The organism is Photobacterium minamisatsumaniensis (assembly GCF_050336695.1).
Classification (GTDB): domain Bacteria; phylum Pseudomonadota; class Gammaproteobacteria; order Enterobacterales; family Vibrionaceae; genus Photobacterium; species Photobacterium minamisatsumaniensis.
Genome location: NZ_JAKJSI010000049.1, coordinates 1 through 17,398, shown reverse-complemented (window position 1 = coordinate 17,398; position 17,398 = coordinate 1). Strand labels below are relative to the sequence as shown.

Here is a 17,398-nt window from a genome sequence, read left to right as displayed (position 1 = left end):
TTTCTTCGGAGACCGATATGAAAAATTTCCTTTGTGATGACTTTCTTCTATCTAATGAGACAGCTCGCCGCCTATATCATGAATTCGCGAAAGACATGCCGATTTATGATTATCACTGTCACCTAAATCCACAAGAAGTCGCTGAAGATCGCCGCTTTGATAATCTTGGCCAAATTTGGTTAGAAGGCGATCACTACAAATGGCGTGGTATGCGCTCTGCAGGTATTCAGGAATCACTAATCACAGGTAAAGATAGCTCTGATTTTGACAAATACATGGCGTGGGCAAAAACAGTTCCACAAACCATTGGTAACCCACTTTACCACTGGAGCCACCTTGAGCTTCGTCGTCCATTTGGTATTACGGGCAAACTGTTTGGGCCTGAAACAGCTGAAGGCATTTGGCACGAATGTAATGAAATGCTTGCTACCCCTGAATTTTCAGCTCGCGGTATTATGAAGCAAATGAACGTGGTGATGGCAGGTACAACGGATGATCCTATCCACACGCTAGAGCACCATAAAGCCATTGCTGAAGACGAAAGCTTCGATGTAGAAGTTGCACCAAGCTGGCGTCCAGACCGTGCCTATAAAGTAGAGCTTGATGGTTTTGCGGAATACATGCAGCTACTGGGTGAAGTCGCTGATATCAATATTAGCCGTTTCTCTGATTTATTAACGGCACTTGACCGTCGCCTTGACCACTTCGCCGCTCACGGTTGCCGTGCCGCTGACCATGGTATTGAAATTCTCCGCTATGCGGCAATTCCATCAGAAGCTGATCTTGATAACATGCTGACTCGCCGCTTAAATGGCGAATCATTAGAAGAAAAACAAGTCGACCAATTCACCACCGCTGTTCAAGTTTGGCTTGGTCAACAATATGCGAAACGTGGTTGGGTGATGCAGCTTCACCTTGGAGCGCAACGAAACAACAGCACACGCATGTTCAAACTATTAGGTGCTGATGCAGGCTTTGATTCAATGGCTGACCGCCCGTTTGCCCTTGAGCTAGCGTCTTTGCTTAATGCGATGGATCTGACTGACGAACTACCAAAAACTATCTTATATTGCCTAAACCCACGTGATAACGAAATGATGGCAACCATGATTGGTAACTTCCAAGGTGGCGGTATCGCCGGTAAGGTTCAGTTCGGCTCAGGTTGGTGGTTCAATGACCAAAAAGATGGCATGGAACGCCAAATGCAGCAGTTGTCTCAATTGGGCTTACTGAGCCAGTTTGTCGGTATGCTAACCGATTCACGCAGCTTCCTGTCCTACACTCGCCACGAATACTTCCGTCGTATTCTATGTAACATGATCGGCCAATGGGTTGAGAATGGCGAAGCACCAAATGATATGAACTTACTGGGTCAGATGATTAAAGATATTTGCTTTAATAACGCAAAATCTTACTTCCGTCTACCTGGAGAGCAAGCATGAAACGTATAGCCATCATCGGCGAATGCATGATTGAGCTTAATGGCGCCCCGTTTGGCGCCATGCACCAAACCTATGGTGGCGATTCTCTCAATACTGCTGTGTACATGGCCCGTACAGCGGGTAAATCGGTGAATATTGATTACATCTCAGCGCTTGGCTGTGATGCAATCAGTGACGGTATGCTACAGCGCTGGCAACAGGAAGGTATCAATACTGATCACGTACTGCGCGATGAATCACGTCAACCGGGTTTGTATCTCATTCAATTAGATGAGCAGGGGGAGCGAACATTCCTGTACTGGCGTAACCAGTCAGCGGCACGCTACCTTGTTCGTCATCCTGATTTTGAAAAAGTGGARAGCCATTTAAAGACCGTGGATATGGTTTACGTCAGTGGCATCAGCTTAGCGATTTTACCTGCGGAAGATCGTCAGCAGTTAGTCTCGTTGCTTGGCCAACTGGCTAACAATGGCGTAGAGGTTGCTTTCGATTCCAACTATCGCCCTGCATTATGGGAAAGTGCTGATGAGGCACGTGAGTGCTACACACAAATATTATCCTTTACCGATCTAGCACTCGTCACTGATGACGATGAAGAAGCTTTGTGGGGAGACATCTCAACACAAGCCACGTTCGATCGTTTACAGCAGGCGGGAGTGAAACAAGCGGTACTGAAATTAGGACCAAAAGGTTGCCTGTATAACGACTTCAGTGCAGGTACGCCTGAGCTGATTGCCACGACCCCAGTAGAAACCGTTGTTGATACAACCTCTGCTGGCGACTCATTTAATGCGGGTTTCTTATCGGGTTACCTGACTGATAAAACACCACGAGAAGCCGCACTACAAGGCCACAAGCTCGCAGGTACGGTGATCCAGCATAAAGGTGCGATTATCCCAAGTAGCGCGACAGCAGAGATGGACTTTAATCTCTCCAAGTAACACTAGCGCGAACCATCGTAGAAAATAAATTCATAGGAAAGGAAGTAATACAATGACTACCATTGCACAACAATTGGCTGAAATTAAAATTATCCCAGTTATTGCTATCGACCGTGCTGAAGACATTATTCCACTAGGCAAAGCCTTGTCTGAAAATGGCCTGCCAGCCGCTGAAATCACGTTCCGATCAGATGCTGCGGCAGAAGCTATTCGCCTACTTCGCGATGCTCAACCAGACATGCTAATTGGTGCAGGTACCGTCCTTAACCGCGAGCAAGCTATTGCAGCAAAAGAAGCCGGCGCAACATTTGTTGTATCCCCAGGCCTTAATCCAACGACCGTTAAAGCCTGTCAGGAAATTGGCATTGATATCGTACCGGGTGTTAATAACCCAAGTGCAATTGAAGCAGCATTAGAGCTTGGCTTAACCACATTGAAGTTCTTCCCAGCAGAAGCGTCTGGCGGTATTAATATGTTGAAATCACTTCTTGCGCCATATACCGATATTCAACTCATGCCTACAGGTGGCGTTAACACTAAAAACGTTAAAGACTACCTCGCTATTGACCGTGTTTACGCATGTGGTGGTACATGGATGGTAGACAGAAAAATGATCAACGAAGGTCGTTGGGATGAAATTGGTCGTCTAGCACGTGAAGCCGCTGATCTTGTAAAATAAAACAACACTTTTCATCATAAAGGCTTCCACATATGGAAGCCTTTCTTTTACCCCGAATAAAACTAGCATGGAGCATTAGAAACATGAAAATTGCCTTCCTATACACACTAGAAGCCAATATTGCCCTGTTTAAACCCTATATTACGCAATACCTTGGGGATAAAAACGTCACGGTTACACATAATGTCAATGAGCCGCTTCTTCAACAAGCAATGAAAAACGGCCTAACACGAAATGTGTCAAATGCCGTTCATCAGGCTATTGTCGATATCGACAAAGCGGGTGCCGACTACATTATCTGTACCTGTTCAACCATTGGCGATCTTGCTGAAAGTACCCCCAATGTTTCAGCAAAGGTCATTCGCGTAGACCGCCCAATGACTAATAAAGCAATTACGCATGACCGTATTTTAGTACTCGCGGCTTTAGCAAGTACATTAGAGCCAACCCTTGAATTACTTACAGCTTGCGCATCACAAAAAAACAAAGAGCCAAGTATTACAACGCAAGTGATCCCTGATGTATGGGCTTATTATTCTGCTGGTGACACAGAACGTTATGTTAAAGGGATTGCAAATTACATAAATCATCAAGACTCATGTACCGATATTGTCGTGCTAGCGCAAGCATCAATGGCACCGGCAATGACGTTCATTCACCCCGCCAATAGTAACGTACTCACGAGTCCTAAATTATGCCTACAACAAATTGCGGCAGACGTTGATGCGGCACTAGGTAAAGAAGTAACCCCATGCCTGAATTAGACTTTGCTCAAACCGTTGGCATTATTGCTTTTATGGTTGGTGCCAGTGCCTTCTTGCATCAGGACGGGAATAAATTCCGCCTTCACCTGACCGTTTTCCAAATCATACTATGTAGTCACTTTATATTGATGGGCGCTGTTACTGCAGCATTTGGTTGTGGTATTAGTGCATTACGCAGCTATGCATCCACCAAAACACAGTCTAGCTATGTAATGTGGTTCTTCATTGGTTTGCTTTGGGTTATGGGGTTACCCAATATTCAGCACTACTATGAGATTTTAACTATCTTTGGTGCGTCAGTAGCAACGTGGGGGTTATTTAAGTCTGATGGGTTAAAATTACGCTATTTAATTTTATTTAATTCATTTTGTTGGCTAACAAATAACATACTGTTAGGGTCGATAGGAGGAACCATGATGGAATCAACTTTTATAATGGTAAACCTTTATACAATTTCCAACATGATTAAAAAAGAAAAAGTAGCATAAAAAAACACCAAGCAGTTGCTTGGTGTTTGCATTAGCACAGTTTTCATTTAAAGAAGTAAAATTGAATATAACCAAACTTCCGAGTAAATATTATCACCTTAACACTCAATTATCAACGAGATTAGATATAAAAATTAAAGTGCGAAATATAATTAGTGATGTTTACTAAAAATATAAAATATAGGAAAATTGTTTATTTTACATTATTTTGTGACTAATGATCCTGTTACTTGAGTCATATTAGGAATTAAAGCCAATTTATCTGCAGACATTTTTCGACCATCTGGCAGCTGAATATGATTGACCATCCAGACTACACAGCCTTCATTCAAGTTAAAAAGGCTTCTTACTTGAGAATAAAGTGTGCCATCATTAAATTCATCAGACACCGCAAAAGCCTTACCCTGCCAAGCGCCGAGCACATTTTCCTGACGAACAGGTAAATCGAGGTAAAGCAACTCAGGCTCTACATCTTTAATGATTTTCATACAAAGACGGGTCTCCGTATCACTTTGTTTTTCAACCCATAAACGATGGGGAATATCACTATCATTCCACTCTAATGTATTCATATAAGCGTTCATATTAATCCTTATTTAACACATATTTTATTGACTAAAGACTTATCAATTTTTACAACGGCTTTTTTTACTGCAGTAGATTCGTTGACAGCAATAAGAGGGCGATGCGGCTGAAGAGTATCAAAAATCACAAAATCACCTGATTGTAATATAATAAATTTTTCATCTATAATATCTTCGCTGAATGCAACATCCTTTTCTAAAAGAAAATCTTCTTTAATCGATTGAAAAGGATGCTCACTATAACCAAAGCACTCTTGACCTTCTAATATTATTTGAACATCAATGTATTTACGATGTATTTCACAACGTCTTTCTGTTATTAACTGAGTATGGTCATCAACAATGAAGAAAAATGCTTTATCTCCCGTGATTGTGTAGTGGCCAATCTCTGAATTCTCGTTCAAGCGTCGTTTAACTATTCGTAAAATATTCATGATTGCTTCATCAATATTACGATAATTATCAATATTATTTAAGTTGCCTTTTATCATTGTAATATTTTCAACTATAATTATAACTTACAGTTATTATACACAAAACCAATAATTGGTTGACCAGTTATTTTGGAATTATTGATCTTGCTCATAAATATAAGACAAAAAGGCCAGATAATTATCTGGCCTTTTTTATTTTTAAATAATTAAACTTAATATTCTACTTGTATGTTTCACCATACCCGAATGGGTATAATTCATCTCCATCCTTATAACCAGGGGCATCTGAGTCTTGGTTAATAATTGCTTCTGCACTGTTAGCCAATGCGAATGGCAGTTTACCCGTAGGTTTGAACTCACCGCTCACCACATCCATCACTGCACGGTCATCCGAGCCGAACGTTGCGAGAATTGCACCAGCGTCTTTCAGGCCACTAGCGTCATCAAGGACATATGGCTGACGGAAGTAGACAGAGAGAACAGTATTTTCGGCACCAACTTCATCCATCACTTCTTGGATATCTTCAAGAGAAGGCGTAATTACCCAAGAATTAGACTCTGCCATACCAGTGAAATCGAGAACTGACAGTTCATCGAAGTCAGAGCCACCAAATACTAAAGCACGATTTGTTGAAGGATCGCTTCCTATTACAGCCGGAATATTATCAACACGTACACGAATCATTGCATAATCATGGCCTTTCGCATCTTCTATTTTATCCCCGTCATCGTCATCACCAATCGTCACATCGTAGCCATACTCTTTAGCGATTTCTCCATCCATCCCCATGGTAAAGAGGCTAGATGTAGTCGGTAGTGGCAAAGTTGCATTGGTATTTTCAAGCATTACAACGGCTTTACGCTGAGCTAACTGCGCTTTTTCTTGGAAATCAGCGTTACCAACAATCGAGTTAGCTTTCTCAGCATCAACATAGGCGTTTTCAAACAACCCTAAGTCAAATTGCACTTTCAATAGGCGTTTTACCGACTCATCAATACGTTCTTCAGACACTAAGCCCTGCTCAACAACAGAGCGAATGTCTTCATTACGATTAAAGCCTGAGAATACATCAGTGCCAGCTTCAATTGCGATAACAAATTGTTCAGTCTTATCTTTGTCTTGTAGTCCCCAAGCTCGGTTGTTGTGCATCATCTCGTAATCAGTATGCACGTTATTCTGATCATTGATGATGCCTGTATCAGAGTTAATCACACCGCTAAAGCCCAGCTCCTGACGTAAAAGATCATCCAAAATACCTTTTGAAAAAGCAACGCCAACATTACCAGCCGGAGAACCTACGCTTGTAGAATAATCATTATTTGGTACACGCACGGTATCTTTCACACGATCATGTAAGAGATCACCAAGAAATACACCACCCGCATCCATCTCAGTCTCATTATCAGGGTTGTTAATTGACCACTCGCCACCACCAACGATTCCGTAATAAGGCATCATTGCCGCGACACCAGCATCAATTGCCGCAACAAAAGGCTTAACGTGATAATCAAAATTACCTGCAGGGTAGCTTTGATGCTGGCCTGCTATATAGTGCGGGTCCGAGCCAAGGAACTGCGGGCCACCACCAGGGAAGTGTTTCATAGTCAGCACGATACTGTCGGAGCTAACCTCTTTACCTTGTAGATTTCCAACCAAAGACGTCATAATTTCGGAAGCTAGATCTGCATCCTCGGTAAAGGTTTCGTGCACACGGTACCAACGTGGTTCTGTCGCCAAGTCCGCCATATAACCATACATGCCGCGCAAACCAATAGCGTTCCACTCAGCACGCATCACTTCACCAAACTCAGCAATAAGTTCCATGTCACCCGTTGCAGCAAGCCCGCCCTCTTTTGGCCACGCCGAGAAAGCACCTGAATCGACGTTAATTCCCGCTTTCGCATTTGGGTCTATATGGTTACGTGCATTCGATTTAAACAGTGCAGGGATACCCAAACGTGTACGCTCGGTCATCTCTTGCATAGTATTCATATACTGAGCCGCTTCCATTGGGCTAATTACATAATTCGGACCGCCAGGACCACCACCAGCCCCTCCATCTTGGCGCTCTTCATCTGTAAGCGCATCAATTTCGTCTTGAGTAAGAATATTATTTCGGAAGATAAAACGATTCATCTTCTGACGATTAACAAAGTCTTGGTGCTGACCACCAATATACCCATAAGCTTCGGCATTAAGAGTATCGATCAGCATCATGCCGACCTTTTCTTCGAGAGTCATACGGCTGACTAGATCAGCTGCACGCTCTTCAGAGGTTAAACGCCAGTCTTCATATGGGTTAAGCTCACCATCACCATTGGCATCACGGAATTGGTAACCATCAACGCTTAAAATGTCATGTACTTTAGATTGGACAACCGGTTGTATTAAATCGTCATTAGAACTTGATGACGAATTACATCCCGCTAAAAGGAGTGCTACTGCTATTGGTGCTAGGGTAAAGAGTCTGCTGCTCATAGTGTGCCTTTAATATTATATTTAGTTTAAACAACAGCTTTATCATAGTCCCCACCTAAATTTGGTTAACCAAAAGACTCTAAAAATCAGACAGAGATCTACCAATTTAAACATTTGGTTAACACTGCTCACAAAACAAAACTTATGACCAATGTTTCATCGGTATTCATTATGTGAATCACAGAAAATAAAATGAAATATTGATAGTTAACCAATCAACATTCCATTTATTTGCGATATATTGGGGGTAGTTTTAAGTAAATTTATCCACTAAATAATAAGTAAGGAGCGTATGTGGAGATCATTCCAGCCGACAAGAGTCATGCAGAAAAAATAGCTCAACTTCATGCCACCAGCTGGCAAACCATTTACAAGGGTTTACTCAAAGCAGATTACCTAGAACATGGTCTGCTTTCAGAAAGAACGCAGCTATGGCAAAACCGTTTCTCGTCGCCACCAGCAAATCAACGGGTCTTTATTGCCGTTCAAAACGATAAGCTATGTGGGTTTATCTGCTGCTACATTGATGAAGACGATAGCTGGGGGACACTAATAGAAAACCTTCATGTAAACCCGCAGTTCAAAGGGCAAGGTATTGGTCGGCTACTACTACAATATGCAGCAAAGCAAGCCGCCATCGAAGCCAATTTAGATGGACTATACCTTGAGGTACTTGCAGAAAACACCAGCGCACAGGCTTTCTATCATTACCTTGGGGCTGACAAAGCTAAAGCTCAACAATGGCAAGCACCTGAAGGTAGCACGGTTGACGAATTTGTTTATCGTTGGGGGACATTAAGTACGCTAACCAAGTTGAGTAACCAGCTTTAACGCTCTAGCTTTATGAATAAAATATCACATGGCATTTTTCTCAGCAGAGGTTCACTCGGTGACATCGTCAACTGCTGGAAAAGTGTTGATTCATGATGGCCTATAATCAATAAATCAACATCATATTGGTCTATCGCTTTTATGATTTGATCCTCAACATATCCTGCATAAAAAACATGCTTGTAAATGGGGTAGTTCGCCCCTTTGAGTAACTTCGTCATTGCTACCACAGAATGACTATGTACATTTTCATCAAACCGTTCTGGATTAAATTCGCGTACGCCCTCATAAATTTTTGAAAAATCTGGATCGATATGGATAACGCTGAACAGGGCGTGATTGACTCTTGCTTGCTGTGCAGCCTTCATCACTAACATTTCAGCATCTTGATTAAAATTCACGGCTAGCATCACATGTTTATAATTCATGGTTTGAATCCGAAATTACTCTGAATACCTCTTTCACTATAAATCATCCGGTAATATTGCGTTGTCTTTTACAGTAAGAAAACGTCGCATATCCAAGCCGCTATACTGTTATCAGCAACCGAATAACCATAACCATAACCAATAATCAAGGTCGTTGTATGTATCAAGAGTCCTTTTTAGATTCTCTCTCTATCTACACAATTCTCGCCCTGATCTTTGCTGTCATTGCGTTGATGTTTGAGTTTGGGTACCGATTAGCCCTTGGTTTTCCTTCGAAACAAATTAGCCACTCGATAAGCCCGATGGCGACTGGCTTAGCGAGTTTATTGGCATTTATCCTAGCGATTACATTTAGTATGGCAGCGGCTAAATCTGCAGAAAGAAAAGAGCTGGTACTCCAAGAAGCCAATGCCGTAGGCACTACAATCCTCCGCACATCCTTGCTCGATGAACCTTACCGCTCACGAAGCCGCGAACTACTAAGAGAGTATGTCACCATAAGGGTTGTTGAAGATCCTAAGCAAACAAAGAAGCTTGTAAATTCAATCATTAAACAAAGTGAAGAACTACAGCTAAAGCTTTGGCACGAAGCCATGGCTGCTCATTCATCAACATCGCCCCAGCAATTGCTGCTTTATATCAACTCACTAAATGAAGTCTTTGATCTCCATACAGAACGTGCCAATAAAGGCATTCGTGGCCGTATTCCCTTGAGTATCTGGTTGACACTCGGCTTACTCACTTTCCTGACCGTTGGGCTTAATGGTCTACAGGTTGGTGCGCAAAATAAAGGACGAGCATTAGTCGCCGCTATCCCGTTTGCGTTGGCTTTTTCAATTGTACTGACACTCATCGTTGAGCTCGACAGGCCTGCAAGAAGTATTATCGACATTAGCCAGCAACCTCTCATAGATCTACGTGACAGCTTAGACAATATGCTAAATACAAATAAAATATGACACTTTCTCACAAAAAAGCAGTTGCGTAGCAAAATTATATGCCTATACCAACAATTAAATGTATGACAAATCTATCTATTTTTTGATTTAGCTCGTATAAACAAACCATTCATACAATCGTAAGCATATTGCTATACAAATAACTGATTGAATCGTGTATATTCATATCGATAAGTGGGACTAACATCACACAGAGTTGGAATTACCATACAGCACTGTGCTGTATACGATGCATAAAAAGAGATTTACAGGCATGGATTACCTAGGACGATTACAATGAGTACGGATACCAAATTGGTTAGACAAAAAGTTAAAAATAAAAGTCAAACAGTGATCAATAAAGTAAGGCTTTCTTTCTTGAAAAACTACAAGAAGGATTAATGCCAAGCTCTCCTTAGATAAGTTGGCACTTTTCAAGACCCATAAATAACCACTTAATAATTTGCGGGAACAATCAGGTTTCCCAATACAACGTGTTTTATTGCCGGTTGCATGCTTTGCTCATAATAATTAGCCAACTTTTTCTGATTTTCAGTCATTATCTTTTCGGCCTCAACCCCTTTTTCATTGGGGCTGGGGCTATCAGATAAAATAATGGATGGTTCGTTGCGCGGGGCATTAACATACTCTTCGATACCATCATCAAACCACGAAAATTTATCAACGGCCAAGAACCCTAGGGTAATAATCATTACGATAATATTAACTTGCATGGCGCCTCCTTTTGCAATGCACTGTTATCATTGATAGACCAGAAACAAAACATGATCAAGATCACATTGACTAACCTAAGGCTGGTTCAATATGGTTTAGTTAATCACGAATAACGACATGAACTCGTTCACAGGGGTAGATTCAAGTTTGCCTTGGTCACTACACAAATCAAAAATTAGCTGACTAGTACCCACAGGAAAGCGGGTCTGTAAATTACGCATGAACTTCTGTTCAAGTACTGGAATACCTTCTTCACGGCGGCGACGATGACCAATTGGGTACTCTACGATCACCTTTTCGGTCGATGTTCCATCAGAAAAATAAACTTGAATCGCATTCGCAATCGAACGCTTGTCTGACTCTAGGTACTCTTGGCTATAACGCTTGTCTTCGATGATTTCCATTTTATTTCGTAGGGCATCAATACGAGGGTCATCATTATGGAAATCATCCTCATAGTGCTCTGCTATCAAATTACCATGAAGCAGTGGTACGGCAATCATGTATTGAAGACAGTGGTCTCGATCCGCGGGGTTTGCTAAGTCGCCTACCTTCGAAATAATACGAATGGCCGATTCATGTGTTGTCACTTCTATCCTTTCAATTTGATCAATCTTATCTTTGACTTGATCATGCAATGTCACTGCACACTCTACCGCTGTTTGTGCATGGAATTCCGCAGGAAAAGATATTTTAAACAGTATATTTTCCATCACATAGCTGCTAAACACTTGATTCACTTTGAACGGTTCACCATTAAACAACACATCGTAATACCCCCATTGTGGGGCTGTTAATACCGACGGTAAACCCATCTCACCTTTCATGGTGATCATTGCAAGGCGCACTGCACGTGAAGTTGCATCACCAGCCGCCCACGATTTGCGCGACCCTGCATTAGGCGCATGGCGATAAGTACGCAACGCGCAGCCATCAACCCAAGCTTGTGAAACGGCATCGATAATTTGTTCTCGATTTCCACCCAACATTTTGGTCACTACTGCTGTTGAAGCAACACGTACCAAGAGAACATGATCAAGCCCTACACGGTTATAGCTATTTTCAAGCGCCAACACCCCTTGGATTTCATGCGCTTTAATCATAGCCGTAAGCACATCACGCATGGTTAAGGGCTTTTTTCCCTGCGATACAGCAACGCGGCTTAAATAGTCTGCAGTGGCAAGAATACCGCCGAGATTGTCTGAAGGGTGCCCCCACTCTGCCGCAAGCCAAGTATCATTAAAATCTAACCACCGAATAACACAGCCAATATTAAATGCCGCTGCAACGGGATCAAGCTCATGAGACGTCCCCGGTACACGTGCACCGTTTTGCACCGTTGTACCGGGAACTATTGGACCTAAATGCTTAGTACACTCAGGAAAACGTAAAGCCAATAAACCACAACCTAAGGTGTCGATTAAGCAATTTCTTGCGGTGTTGTATGCTTCAAATGATTGAATTTCCGTATTCGCAACATACTCGGCAATTTGAACCAGTAACTTATCTGGTTGTGGGCGTTCATTAATATCAACGTTCATACTCATGACCTATTCATCCTTAATATTATTAATCACTTAATGCAGGCATATTCTGAAGACTGTATCTAACCGTCTAAATCACTAACGTCGCTGTTCAATGGGTAACCAGTCTTGGTGTTCAGGTCCTTGATAGTCGGCACTCGGACGAATAATGCGGTTATTCTCGCGTTGCTCATAAACATGTGCTGCCCAGCCAGTTAGTCTACTCATCACAAAAATGGGGGTGAATAGTTTCGTCGGGATCCCCATAAAGTGATAGGCAGAAGCATGGAAAAAGTCAGCGTTACAGAATAGTCCTTTTTCGCGTTTCATTACCTGCTCAACACGCTCTGACACTGCATACAAGTGCTTGTCACCGACATCTTCTGAGAGTTTTTGAGCCCACGCTTTAATTAATGCATTTCGTGGATCGGACTCACGATAAATGGCATGACCAAACCCCATGATTTTTTCCTTTATATCCAGCATTTGCATAATGCCATCATCTGCTTCATCGGGCGTTTTCCATTGCTCAATCATCGCCATTGCCGCCTCATTGGCACCACCATGCAATGGTCCTCGTAAGCTTCCAATTGCCGCTGTAATACACGAATGCAAATCAGATAATGTTGATGCACAGACACGGGCTGTAAATGTTGAAGCATTGAATTCATGCTCGGCATACAGCACCAATGAACAGTGCATTACCTGTTTATGTAATGCCGAAGGGGCTTTGTCGGTGAGCATTTCTAAGAAATAGCCACCAATACTGTCTTGTGTACTCCTCGCGGTATCAATGCGGACACCATGGTGACTATAGCGATACCAATAACAAATGATGGCCGGTAGCATCGCTAGTAGCGTATCTGTTTTCTCACCTTGCTCGGAAAAGTCCATTTCCTGATCAAGGTTCCCCAACATCGAGCACCCCGTGCGCATAACATCCATTGGGTGGGCATCTGCTGGAATGGCTTCTAGCACTTGGCATAATGCAGCAGGTAAACCGCGTGATTTTATTAATGTTTGTTTATATTCATTTAATTCAACTTGAGTCGGTAATTTTCCGCGCAATAATAAATGTGCGACTTCTTCAAATTCAGCGTTATTGGCTAAATCCGTAATATCGTAACCACGGTATGTTAATCCAGTCCCTGTTTTACCAACGGTGCACAAGGCGGTTGTACCAGCGCTTTGACCTCGTAGGCCAGCTCCAGTTACTGCATTGCTATTATCTAACTCATCCTTCTTCACATCAGCTACGGCTATCGCAGTCATAGCAGACTCCTTATTATCACGTTATGGAATGTTGTTTAATTTTTATTCTTTGCATTTTCTAGGTTGCAGAAGGCCCTTCTAACAACCGTTAGAATTTAATTTTTTATTATTTAATGAAGCTTACACTGCGAGTCTAATTATCTTTTAGGCTTAAACAGCGCATCTAATTTCTGTTCGTATTCATGGTAGCTAAGATAGTGGTAAAGCTGTTCACGGGTTTGCATTGTATCGACCACATTACGCTGGTGACCATCACTCAATAAGTGCTGGTAGACATTGAGAGCGGCTTGATTCATCGCCCTAAATGCCGATAGCGGATACAACACCATATCAACACCACACTCAGATAATTCGTCACAACTAAACAATGGAGTTTGTCCAAACTCCGTAATGTTGGCAAGAATAGGCACATCGACCGCAGCAGAAAATTGTTTATATTGATCTAGCGTATTAATGGCTTCTGGAAAAATCATGTCAGCACCGGCATCTACACAGGCTATTGCTCGCTCAATCGCAGCGTCCATACCCTCAACGGCTAGCGCATCGGTACGTGCCATAATCACAAAATCGTGGTTGTCTCTGGCATCTACCGCCGCTTTTATCCGATCAACCATTTCATTTTGGCTAACGATGGCTTTATTAGGTCTATGACCACAGCGTTTTTGCGCGACTTGATCTTCCATATGAATGGCCGCGGCCCCTGCCCGCTCCACTTCTTTAATGGTACGCGCAATATTAAACGCGCCACCAAACCCGGTATCGATATCGACCAGTAACGGAAGTCTTGTTGCCGCAGTGATCCTTCGGACATCTTCCAAAACGTCATTGAGTGTCGTGATCCCCAAATCAGGCAACCCATAGGATGCATTGGCAATACCTCCACCTGATAGGTAAACAGCCTGGTGGCCCACTTGTTCAGCCATCATTGCACAATAAGGGTTCACTGCTCCTACAATTTGCAATGGATGATTGTTTGCAACGGCTTGGCGAAAGCGTTTACCTGGGCTCATGACACGATCTCCTTATCGGTATGTAGTTGCTGTTCTATTAACTGCCGGCTACGCATGATATGTCGCCGCATTAACATCTCGGCTAATTCACCATCTCGCTCTTTAAGTGCAGAAAGTAAATGAAAATGCTCTTTAATTGCTTGCTCTGGACGAGAGTGAGAGCGCTGTGACTGGTAGCGGTACATGCGAAGTAAATGATAAAGCTCATCGCACAATAAGCTAATAAGCTTACTGTTTCGACTGGCTTTAATAATACGGTAATGAAAATCGAAGTCCCCTTGCTGGTGAAAATACGAGGCGCCATCGACGTCATCAATGTGTTGTTGGTGGGTCGTTAATAATGCTTCCAATCCTGCGAGTTCATCTTCATTAATATGAATGCAAGCGAGTCTTGCGGCCATTCCTTCCAATGCCTCTCGCACAGCATAAATCTCAATCAGTTTTTCGTGCGTTAAGGCTACCACTCGCGCTCCAACATGCGGTACGCGTTCAACTAAACCAAATGACTCCATTTTCATTAAGGCTTCACGCAAAGGGCCGCGACTCACACCGAAACGCTTAGCTAATTCAGGCTCTGAGATTTTACTTCCGGCAGGACACTCTCCACTGACAATCAAGTCCACCAGTAACTCAGTCAAGTTCTCCGTTTTAGTCGACTCTTTCACATCAGAAAGATTGTCGACACTTTTAAGCATTACGTTTTTCTCAATCATCTATATTGTCAACAATTTGATAACTTAATAGCTAATATAGACATTGAATATGCAAATACCAAATAAATTGTTAACACCTTGTGTTAGACCTTAGTCTAAATTGTCGACAGTATTGGTTTCTAACCCTTCTAATCCGGCATATTCAATCAATTCAATAACGTTATTATCATCATCGCGGAAAAACACAGAAATACCTGTAGGGTGTCTCGTTGGCCCGCTGCTTGGGATCAATTCGAGAAGCGTTAATTGCTCCAGTACTGAGGCCATATTAGTGACTTCTAGTGCAACATGGGTATAACCCGTGTATTTGATTGGGTCATCCATCAGAACGTTGTGACTAGGTCGATCGCTTGCATTGAGGATCAAGTTGATATTAATACCAGATGGGTGCAATAGAATCGCGACAGGCTCTGGTCCTGAAGGGCCCGTAATAAAGTCGAAACCTAGCTTTTGGTAAAAATCCTTCGCTTTCTTTAAGCTACTCACCCGAATACCAATATGATTCACTTTGGTAATTTCTTGCATAGTCTCTCTCCTTGGTATGCGCGACGATTTATTGTTTACAATACAAAAACGGCAGCAACTATTAAGTTACTGCCGTTTAATGTTAAGTAATATAATGCCGCTATACAAATAAGTACTAGGCTGTCACCGCTCTATCGACTTCCAGCTTAGGTTTACGCTGTGCTAAATACACACCAGCCAGTACCATACCACCGCCTATATAATGATATATCGCTAGCTGCTCCCCTAGCGTGATGCTAGCAATAATGGCTGTTATTACAGGCATTAGGTTCATGAACATTGCCGTTCTGTCTGCTCCTAAGATCTCAATTCCTTTTAGCCAACACCAAGGTGCAATGACAGAAGCAGGGATAGCAGCATAGGCAATCAAAGGAAGCGACTCGCTGGTAATCGCCATACGCTCACTGGTCAGGAGCATTGGTAAAAGCATAATGACGGCAAACACACCCTGCACATATACAGATTGCCAATTACTCAGCGGCATTCTCCAACGCTTAAGTAATACACAATACAATGCGTAAACAGAAGCTGCGATTAATAGCAGACCATCACCTTGAGTGATTCCCTGAGACACCAAGTTTGCAATATTGCCATGACTTAACATTAAGACTAAACCACAAAATGAAATAACGGCACCAATGGTAGCGATTGGTGTCATACGCTTTCCAAGCAATGGCACACTTAAAAACATGCTCAATAAAGGCACAAGCGACATGATCAGCGCCATATTCGTGGCTGTTGTGGTAATTGCAGCAAAATAACCCAACGATTGGTTAAGCACCATTCCCAGCAAAGCAAGAAATGCAAGCTTAGAAAGATGAGGCTTTATTTTTTCACGATTGCGCCAAACTGAAGGAAGCACAAAAGGAGTAAGCACAGCCATAGCAAAAAACCAGCGGTAAAATGATATCGCTCCTGGGTCAATAACGCTGTAAGACAGCTTATTGACAATGGCATTCCCTGCCCAAATACAAACGGTCAATAAAGGAAATAAGTAAAACATGGCGTGCCTTTTCTTTTGAATATGATGATGAATTATTCATCTACTGCATATTCTGGCAGGTCAGTTTTAAAATAAATATCTCTAAAAAGACATCCTGACTTTATTGTCAGACATTTATTTTACTCACCAGCTAAAATCAGCTTGCCTACATGATAAGAATCAACACAAATAAGTCACATAACATTGATTTATAACAATAAAATATCAAGCTGCGAACTATTAACCTCATTCATTCCCAATAAGAAAGAGTGATCTACCTCAAAGGAAATCGTCCGCACAACACTTGCTAGAATTTAGTTTCGCAGATATTGCCTTTATTCATTTCCGCTCAAATATATGCCACACGAGCATCAAAAATAATAAAAACACAATCATCAATGACAATAAAACGCTTTTAAGTGGATTTTTATTCACGCCTCACACTTAAATGGAAACATTCACTTACACTTATACTTGCTTTTCAAAAGTCTAAAATAAAACATTTTTCCAACTATAAGTTAACTTGGAAAACCTTCAAAATTAAGCTTTCCATTGACTTTCTATAGTTATTTTTTGTAAAGAAATTAAGTTCAATATCATTCCGTTAGTCATTTTTAATGTATTACAGCC

Annotated in this window: 18 protein-coding genes; 7 read left to right on the top strand and 11 right to left on the bottom strand. The window is 42.0% G+C overall.

The annotated features are described in order from the left end of the window. Nucleotides 1-17 precede the first annotated feature (17 nt). The 5 genes from uxaC (at nucleotide 18) to L4D78_RS23270 (ending at nucleotide 4,314) form a co-directional block, all read left to right on the top strand. The gene (gene uxaC, locus L4D78_RS23290; protein WP_428469144.1) at nucleotides 18-1,442 is read left to right on the top strand and encodes a glucuronate isomerase; all 1,425 of its coding nucleotides are present in this window, start codon (nucleotides 18-20) and stop codon (nucleotides 1,440-1,442) included. Next, nucleotides 1,439-2,383, top strand: coding sequence for a sugar kinase (locus tag L4D78_RS23285; RefSeq protein WP_428469143.1), 945 nt, complete (start codon nucleotides 1,439-1,441; stop codon nucleotides 2,381-2,383). Before uxaC ends, L4D78_RS23285 begins: the two co-directional genes overlap by 4 nt. A 52-nt stretch (nucleotides 2,384-2,435) precedes the next feature. Continuing rightward, nucleotides 2,436-3,062: a bifunctional 4-hydroxy-2-oxoglutarate aldolase/2-dehydro-3-deoxy-phosphogluconate aldolase gene (locus L4D78_RS23280; RefSeq protein ID WP_428469142.1), complete on the top strand. Its 627-nt coding sequence runs from the start codon at nucleotides 2,436-2,438 to the stop codon at nucleotides 3,060-3,062. 83 nt (nucleotides 3,063-3,145) lie between these two features. Next, nucleotides 3,146-3,826: a hypothetical protein gene (locus L4D78_RS23275; protein WP_428469141.1), complete on the top strand. Its 681-nt coding sequence runs from the start codon at nucleotides 3,146-3,148 to the stop codon at nucleotides 3,824-3,826. Then, entirely contained in the window at nucleotides 3,814-4,314 is a 501-nt protein-coding gene (locus L4D78_RS23270; protein ID WP_428469140.1) for a YgjV family protein, read from the top strand. The genes L4D78_RS23275 and L4D78_RS23270 overlap by 13 nt, the downstream gene beginning before the upstream one ends. A gap of 203 nt (nucleotides 4,315-4,517) precedes the next feature. On the opposite strand, the gene L4D78_RS23265 is transcribed toward L4D78_RS23270, so the two are convergent. The 3 genes from L4D78_RS23265 to L4D78_RS23255 all read right to left on the bottom strand — a co-directional run bounded on the left by L4D78_RS23265 (nucleotide 4,518) and on the right by L4D78_RS23255 (nucleotide 7,811). Beyond that, entirely contained in the window at nucleotides 4,518-4,898 is a 381-nt protein-coding gene (locus L4D78_RS23265; RefSeq protein WP_428469139.1) for a hypothetical protein, read from the bottom strand. 8 nt (nucleotides 4,899-4,906) lie between these two features. Continuing rightward, nucleotides 4,907-5,389 carry a NanQ anomerase/TabA/YiaL family protein gene (locus L4D78_RS23260; protein WP_428469138.1) on the bottom strand — a complete coding sequence of 161 codons (483 nt, stop codon included), beginning with the start codon at nucleotides 5,387-5,389 and terminating at the stop codon, nucleotides 4,907-4,909. A gap of 163 nt (nucleotides 5,390-5,552) precedes the next feature. Beyond that, nucleotides 5,553-7,811, bottom strand: coding sequence for a glycoside hydrolase family 3 protein (locus L4D78_RS23255; RefSeq protein WP_428469137.1), 2,259 nt, complete (start codon nucleotides 7,809-7,811; stop codon nucleotides 5,553-5,555). A gap of 294 nt (nucleotides 7,812-8,105) precedes the next feature. Between L4D78_RS23255 and L4D78_RS23250 the strand changes: the two genes are divergently transcribed. Then, nucleotides 8,106-8,642 (top strand): GNAT family N-acetyltransferase, encoded by a 537-nt coding sequence (locus tag L4D78_RS23250; protein ID WP_428469136.1) that lies wholly within the window; start codon nucleotides 8,106-8,108, stop codon nucleotides 8,640-8,642. Here the strand turns inward: L4D78_RS23250 and L4D78_RS23245 are convergent. Then, nucleotides 8,639-9,070 (bottom strand): universal stress protein, encoded by a 432-nt coding sequence (locus L4D78_RS23245; RefSeq protein WP_428469135.1) that lies wholly within the window; start codon nucleotides 9,068-9,070, stop codon nucleotides 8,639-8,641. The two genes, L4D78_RS23250 and L4D78_RS23245, sit on opposite strands and share 4 nt — an antisense overlap. Before the next feature lie 158 nt (nucleotides 9,071-9,228). Between L4D78_RS23245 and L4D78_RS23240 the strand changes: the two genes are divergently transcribed. Then, complete coding sequence (locus L4D78_RS23240; RefSeq protein ID WP_428469134.1) at nucleotides 9,229-10,029, top strand: bestrophin-like domain; 801 nt, start codon at nucleotides 9,229-9,231, stop codon at nucleotides 10,027-10,029. Nucleotides 10,030-10,463: 434 nt separating this feature from the next. Here the strand turns inward: L4D78_RS23240 and L4D78_RS23235 are convergent, their stop codons facing one another. From L4D78_RS23235 to L4D78_RS23205, 7 genes are all read right to left on the bottom strand, one after another. Continuing rightward, the gene (locus L4D78_RS23235; RefSeq protein WP_428469133.1) at nucleotides 10,464-10,742 is read right to left on the bottom strand and encodes a hypothetical protein; all 279 of its coding nucleotides are present in this window, start codon (nucleotides 10,740-10,742) and stop codon (nucleotides 10,464-10,466) included. Nucleotides 10,743-10,838: 96 nt separating this feature from the next. Next, nucleotides 10,839-12,290 (bottom strand): bifunctional 2-methylcitrate dehydratase/aconitate hydratase, encoded by a 1,452-nt coding sequence (locus tag L4D78_RS23230; protein ID WP_428469132.1) that lies wholly within the window; start codon nucleotides 12,288-12,290, stop codon nucleotides 10,839-10,841. Between the two features lie 75 nt (nucleotides 12,291-12,365). After that, the gene (gene prpC / locus L4D78_RS23225) at nucleotides 12,366-13,538 is read right to left on the bottom strand and encodes a bifunctional 2-methylcitrate synthase/citrate synthase (protein WP_428469131.1); all 1,173 of its coding nucleotides are present in this window, start codon (nucleotides 13,536-13,538) and stop codon (nucleotides 12,366-12,368) included. A gap of 137 nt (nucleotides 13,539-13,675) precedes the next feature. Further along, nucleotides 13,676-14,548, bottom strand: coding sequence for a methylisocitrate lyase (gene prpB, locus L4D78_RS23220; protein WP_428469130.1), 873 nt, complete (start codon nucleotides 14,546-14,548; stop codon nucleotides 13,676-13,678). Next, on the bottom strand, nucleotides 14,545-15,243 hold the full coding sequence (locus L4D78_RS23215) for a GntR family transcriptional regulator (protein ID WP_428469129.1): 699 nt from the start codon (nucleotides 15,241-15,243) through the stop codon (nucleotides 14,545-14,547). Before L4D78_RS23215 ends, prpB begins: the two co-directional genes overlap by 4 nt. 108 nt (nucleotides 15,244-15,351) lie before the next feature. Next, nucleotides 15,352-15,786, bottom strand: a complete 435-nt coding sequence (locus tag L4D78_RS23210) for a VOC family protein (RefSeq protein WP_428469128.1) — start codon at nucleotides 15,784-15,786, stop codon at nucleotides 15,352-15,354. A 115-nt stretch (nucleotides 15,787-15,901) separates the two neighbouring features. Beyond that, nucleotides 15,902-16,789, bottom strand: a complete 888-nt coding sequence (locus L4D78_RS23205; RefSeq protein ID WP_428469127.1) for a DMT family transporter — start codon at nucleotides 16,787-16,789, stop codon at nucleotides 15,902-15,904. Nucleotides 16,790-17,398: the final 609 nt, after the last annotated feature.